The sequence below is a fragment of the Mesorhizobium sp. PL10 genome, from assembly GCF_053714315.1.
This window is the reverse complement of the sequence record NZ_JBSKBR010000076.1, coordinates 1-5,749: the sequence shown is the minus strand read 5'-3', so window position 1 is coordinate 5,749 and position 5,749 is coordinate 1. Positions and strand designations below refer to the sequence as shown.

The window sequence follows — 5,749 nt, the reverse complement described above, 5'->3', positions numbered from 1 at the left end:
AATGGATTGGGCTCGCACGCCAAACAACAAGCTGTCGCAATCAGCTGTCGAGAAGCTGACCGGGCAGCAAAAACCCGCGTCCACAGGCCTCCGTTTTCTAACACGCCCGCTCGGACCAAGGTCGAAACACCGCGCTTGATCTGGACTGGGCCTTCGATCAAGCTGTCGCCGATGCGGGAAAGGCCCGTGATCACGGCCAGCGGCCGCAAGCATTCGGCGCGAAGAAATTAACCTGGAAGACGTCGCGTCAAACATGCATCGGCGTGTCGATCGAGTTCAGCGGCTGTTGCCGTCATTCGGCGAAATGCCGGCATTGATGACCAACGCGTGTAATTGGCCGCCATGCGCCTTTGTGCGCAGGTAAGTTCTCGGTTTATCGCCCGCGTTTCCGTGGTTTCAGTTTCCTGATCGCTTCCGCCAACCATTCGATCGCGCCAGGTGTCGCCTGCCAGGCTTTGCCGTTCTCTTCGACATACTCACCTGCCTCGTCTTCGCCGCCCATGGTGATGTAGCCATCCAGGGAGGCGACGAGGGGCGCCTACGGGACAAGAGCACAAACCCCGGCGCCAAACAGGTCGCCGCGATGGAAGCGGCGATCAACAAGAAATATGGGCACGCGACGCCAGAAACGGCCCGCATGAAAGTGGCGGCTCGAGAAGCGGTTGCACCCTAGAGCAAGGCGGCGAAGTGCGAGCGCCGCGTTTGCGCGAGGTCGAGCAGCGCCGGGACGAGACGCGCGATCAGAATCGCGCAGCGGCCGAGAATACGTCACGGGATCTAGATCGGTGTCACGCCAACGCTGCGAAAATTATCGGGGACGACGAAACGCGCGAACCAAGCACGGCGGCTGTTAGCTCTGACAGAAGACTAATTTCACCTGAGGCTGCCGCGCCGTATGTTTGCGGCAGCCTCATCCTGCATTTTGGAGACAGGCAGGGCGAGAAGGGCCTTTAGTTCAAGTCGATCGTGACTTTATCGATCGTTCCGTTGAACGCGAAGGGCATTTGGTACGCCTGGCTGACCGGTGATCCCAAGTCTTTGCCGACATCCAGGGTCTCAAGATATCCATTAGCCAGATTAGCGATCCTGGCCTGCCCCTGGGGCACCCCGTCGATGACCATCTCGATGGTGCCCTTGCCGCCGCCACCCGACGTGAAGAAGTCTTTGGTTCGGCCACCCGGTTTCTTCGGATCATCAGGCGCGTCGGGCTCGAACTTCGCTTCAATTGTGATGTGTCGTGCTCCCGGCGCGAGTGGCTTGGAAACGATCTTGCCGTCCGGGTGGCTGGAGGTGTTGGTTTCGAAAACCGCACGGCCGTCCTGGACATAGAGCGTGTAGCCCATCTGCGTCCCACCATTTGCGATAATGACGCCTTCAGTCTTGTCGTTCGAAATCGTGACATCGGCGTTGATGGTGGCCCCACGATAGCCCGAGAAGTCAATAACTTTTCCCGGGATACGTTCGACGCCCTGTCGGAACACGAAGTGCGTTCGTCCACCCCCCAGCTTGCGAGTTCCCGGTAATCTGCCTTCCACGAGCGGATAAACATTGTTCCGGCGTGCTTCACTGTCGAACAGGGCGACCAACTCTTTTAGCTTCGTCGGATTGGTGGAAGCGAGGTTGTGGGCCTGACTGTAATCCGTCGCCAGGTTGTACAATTCCCAAGGATGATCGTTTTTGCGATCATCCTTGCCCGAACCCCAAGGCAGCCGGTTCATCTTCCCGGCCCACCAGCCATCCTTGTAGATGCCAAGGCTTCCTATTGTCTCGAAATACTGCTGCGTATGACGCGATGGCGCCTGCGGCGCAGCGAAGGTATAGGCCAGGCTCTGACCTTCCAGCGGGGTCTGCTTCACACCGTTTATCTGCTCTGGAGCCGAGATGCCCGCAGCCTCGTAAATGGTCGGTGCAATGTCGGTCACATGCTGGAATTGCCCGCGAACGCCCGTGGTGCCGCGCAGCCGGGCTGGCCAGGAGACGATGAGCGGGTCGGTGGTCCCGCCCAGGAATGCTGACACCGGCTTGGCCCACTGGAACGGGGCATCAAGGGCCCAGCCCCAGCCCGACGCATAGTTGTTGAAGTATTGGTTGCTGCCGAGCTTGATCTTGGAGCGCTCCTCGACCGAGGCATACTCTCCATCCAATGTGCGAGCATCGTTGCCCAGCGGGCTGCCTTCGCCGCTCGCGCCGTTATCGCCAATGATGTAGAGGACGAGCGTATTGTCCCACTGCCCCTCATCGCGGACAGCCTGAAGCAGGCGGCCAATCTCGTGATCGGTCTGTTCGAAGAACCCCGCGTAGACCTCCGCCTGGCGGCTCAGGAGCTTTCGTTCCTCGGGTGTCAGCGAATCCCACGCCGGCAGTTCCTCGGGCCGCGGCGTCAGTTTGGCATTGGCCGGTATGATCCCGGACTTTTTCTGCCGCTCGAAAGTTTGCTTGCGCAACTCGTCCCAACCGGCATCGAACCTGCCCTTGTACTTGGCGATCCATTCCTCGCTGACCTGGTGAGGCGAGTGGGTGGCGCCAGGGGCGAAGTACAGGAAGAACGGCTTGTCCGCCGCAAGTGCATCATGCTGATGTAGCCAGGTGATCGCGTCGTTGGCCATATCGGTCGTCAGATGATAGCCCTGACTGGGGGTGGTCGACGGCTCGACTGCGACCGTATTGCGGTACAATGCCGGCGTCCACTGGCTGTCGGCTCCTTCCAGAAAGCCGTAGAAATACTCGAACCCCAGACCGGTGGGCCACCGATCGAACGGACCGACCGGGCTCGTCTGCCATACGGGCGTATTGTGCCACTTGCCGAACGCTGCAGTCGAATAGCCATTGCCCTTCAGCACTTCTGCTATCGAAGCGGCGCTCTTGGGCCAGAGACTGTTATATCCCGGGTGTGCGGCATCCGCGCCTTGGGTGAAGGTGCCGAAGCCCACCTGGTGCGAGTTGCGGCCGGTCAGGAGCGCGGCTCTGGTGGGTGAGCAATACGCGTTGACATGGAAGTTGTTGTAAAGCAGCCCTTCACGCGCCAATCGCTCGAGATTGGGGGCGGCCGCAGGTCCTCCCGTAACGGAGGAGGCACTGAAGCCGACATCATCGAGAAGTATGACGATCACGTTGGGAGCCCCCTTAGGAGCCTTTACTTCCTCGAGCGAACTCGGGACAGACTTATTGACGCCCGGATCTGTCTTGCCGGCCAAGAGCGACGGCTCACGCGGCAGCCCCCCCGCCGCGATGGCGTCTACGCGCCAACCGGCTGTTAGAACCAGTCCACCCAGCAAGGTTCCCAGTAAATACTTCTTCCTGCGCAAAATAACTCTCCTTCGCTGTCGATCAATCAGGACAAATCGAATGGAATTGTCCTGAAGGTTTTTCGATCTTCAAATTATCCTAAGTTCGCATCAGCGGAGGAGCCGGGGCGTAACCGAGAATGCTTTTGCGCAAGCGCCGGGCAGGACTTCTCTTTCACCGCCGCACACACCGGAAGCCGATATGCGATGTCGACGTGTCGATCATTTCTGGGTGACGCGCGGCAGGGCGATAACGCTGACAGTAGTTTGCCGCACATAGGTGCGAGCCGCCCTTGAGCACCTTACGACCGATGCGAACGCCAGGCTGGGAGGGATCGAAACTGTCCTTGCGCGTACCGCCACGTGGATTGCTGAGTGAGCAGCAGGAAGGCTTTGCGCCCTTGCTTGGGATCGAGGGGCGCTCACCCCACCAGTCCCGTGTCCACTCCCAGGTGTTGCCGATCATGTCGAAGAGGCCATACCCGTTGGGCGGGAAGCTGCTTACCGGCGACGTGCGCTCCCAGCCATCGAGCATCTGGTTCGCGACCGGAAACAACCCCTGCCAGTAGTTGGCCATCATCGCGCCGCCCGGCGCCAGTTCGTCACCCCAGGCGTAATCCTTTCCATCCAGGCCCCCTCTTGCAGCGAACTCGAACTCCGCTTCGGTCGGCAGGTCCTTGCCCGCCCATTTGGCGTAAGCTTCCACATCGGAGTAGGCGACCTGCACGACCGGGTGGTCCCATAGATCTAGCGTATCGATGTCGCTGTCAGGCCCGACCGGGTGGCGCCAATCGGCGCCGAACACAAACTGCCACCAGTTGCTGAAATCGGATGTGCCGACCAAGCCTACCGTCTTGTGAAAGACGAGCGATCCCGGGTGCGCCATCTCTTCTGCCATGCCGGGGTACTGTTTCGGATCGGGCGCAACCTGCGCAACCGTGGCGTGGCCGGTTGCCGCGACGAACTCGGCGAACTGCCGATTGGTTACCGGCGTGGCGTCTATCCAGAAGCCGTCGACCGATACGCGTCGTGGCGGCGCTTCTTCGGGATAGAACCTCTCAGACCCCATGGTGAAGGCGCCACCCGGAATCCACATCATCCCATCTGTCGGAAGTGAGGCAGGCGATAGGGACGTCAAGACAGCGGATGAAGCACCCGTCGTCTGTCGATGAACCGACCTCTTCGTCATGCCGTCAGAACCTGTGCGAGATCGTGGCGGCAGAACTAAGGTCACTCGCATGGCGGGAGCCGAGGGACTCTCCCACATCGATCAGATCATAGATTTCAGACGTGAGCCCATATTGATGGCTGATACTCCCAGCGACGTTGGTGACGAGCGATCTTGTCTTGGAAGGACGATGGAAATTGCCGGAAAGACTAACGACGGTCGGATTGGGCATAAGCGATATTCCTGATAACATACGCTGCCGCTAGCACGGCCACCGCTTAACTCTACAAAATTCATAGCGATTAAAAAGAAAGCAGACACTGGTCTGAACGCTGATGCAGATATAATATTCCCAATCGGTGGCCATACGCACAATGCGGTTGCTCTCATCAGTGCTGCCGACTAACGCATTATGAGATCCGGAGCTTAAGATATGACACGGGCTCCCGCGAGCTTCCGGAAGAGATCTTACGGCTGATCAGAGAGCTTTCTGCGGAGGGTAGGGTACTCTTTATCACGCATGATCAACAGGTGGCATCGATAGCGGACCAGATTGTAACTCTTGAGAGTGAAGGGCCACCGGAAGATGGGCGATCTCCTGGTTGATGAGGAGGTGACCCGCTATCTCGATATTGTCGGCTGTGCTGAACCATTGAAGGAGTACCCGGGCTCAGCACCGCCGATCGCCACAGCAATCTGCGCGTCAAGCCTCGACATATTTCTGTGCGGGGAACCGGGAAAAGGCCCGCCTCACGCGGGTTTCGCTACGATTTAATTGATGCTCGCGATCCACTCGCCGGATGCTGATTTGGCAAAGCCGACAATCCTTTGGATAGGCTGCGCCCCAGGCGAAATTTTGACTGAGGTCATGCAGGCGACCCCTGGGTCAGAACCGGTTTTGTCGCATTTGTCCGAGCGCCACAGAAATTTCTGGCATATTGTTTTCTGTCCCAAACGAGGGGAGACGCCGCATGAGCTTTGCGGTACGCCGCTGTTGCTTCGGCCTCCGACGGCGCCTCGACTGTCGGGATCGGGCAAAGGGAGGGGTCGGCGGAGATAGCGGCGGCCAATTCGGCCTTAGAAATCTGAGCTTCCACCTCTCAATCTATGCGGAAACGAGCGTGTTTTTGCCTTGCTGTCGTCGGGTTAGCTCGCTCTGATGAAGATAGACCGCGAACGTGTCCCATGGGGGGTGATCGAGAGTCGAGGTCGCCCTGGATGGCGTGAGCGAGTGCGGCCTCGACATTGCGCTCATGGGCCAGGCTCAGCAGTTCTACCGTCAGACGGCAGGCATCGC

At 59.2% G+C, this 5,749-nt stretch carries 3 protein-coding genes and 3 pseudogenes; all 6 read right to left on the bottom strand.

Annotated elements, in window-relative coordinates; all coding sequences use genetic code 11:
• Positions 1-116 precede the first annotated feature (116 nt).
• Positions 117-200 (bottom strand): annotated as a pseudogene (locus ACWGTO_RS32520) (ABC transporter permease); the annotation flags it as partial.
• 173 nt (positions 201-373) lie between these two features.
• Positions 374-502: a hypothetical protein gene (locus ACWGTO_RS32515; protein ID WP_454578811.1), complete on the bottom strand. Its 129-nt coding sequence runs from the start codon at positions 500-502 to the stop codon at positions 374-376.
• Positions 503-950: 448 nt separating this feature from the next.
• Complete coding sequence (locus ACWGTO_RS32510; RefSeq protein WP_454578810.1) at positions 951-3,305, bottom strand: arylsulfatase; 2,355 nt, start codon at positions 3,303-3,305, stop codon at positions 951-953.
• Between the two features lie 154 nt (positions 3,306-3,459).
• Positions 3,460-4,383 carry a formylglycine-generating enzyme family protein gene (locus tag ACWGTO_RS32505; protein ID WP_454578809.1) on the bottom strand — a complete coding sequence of 308 codons (924 nt, stop codon included), beginning with the start codon at positions 4,381-4,383 and terminating at the stop codon, positions 3,460-3,462.
• Between the two features lie 840 nt (positions 4,384-5,223).
• Positions 5,224-5,552 (bottom strand): annotated as a pseudogene (locus tag ACWGTO_RS32500) (hypothetical protein); the annotation flags it as partial.
• Positions 5,553-5,749: pseudogene (locus ACWGTO_RS32495) on the bottom strand (hypothetical protein); the annotation flags it as partial.

Bases quoted from the DNA above. Each gene is read 5' to 3' on its own strand.
- ACWGTO_RS32515 (WP_454578811.1), bottom strand. From the start codon at position 502: ATGGGCGGCGAAGACGAGGCAGGTGAGTATGTCGAAGAGAACGGCAAA.
- ACWGTO_RS32505 (WP_454578809.1), bottom strand. From the start codon at position 4,383: ATGATGTGGATTCCGGGTGGCGCCTTCACCATGGGGTCTGAGAGGTTC.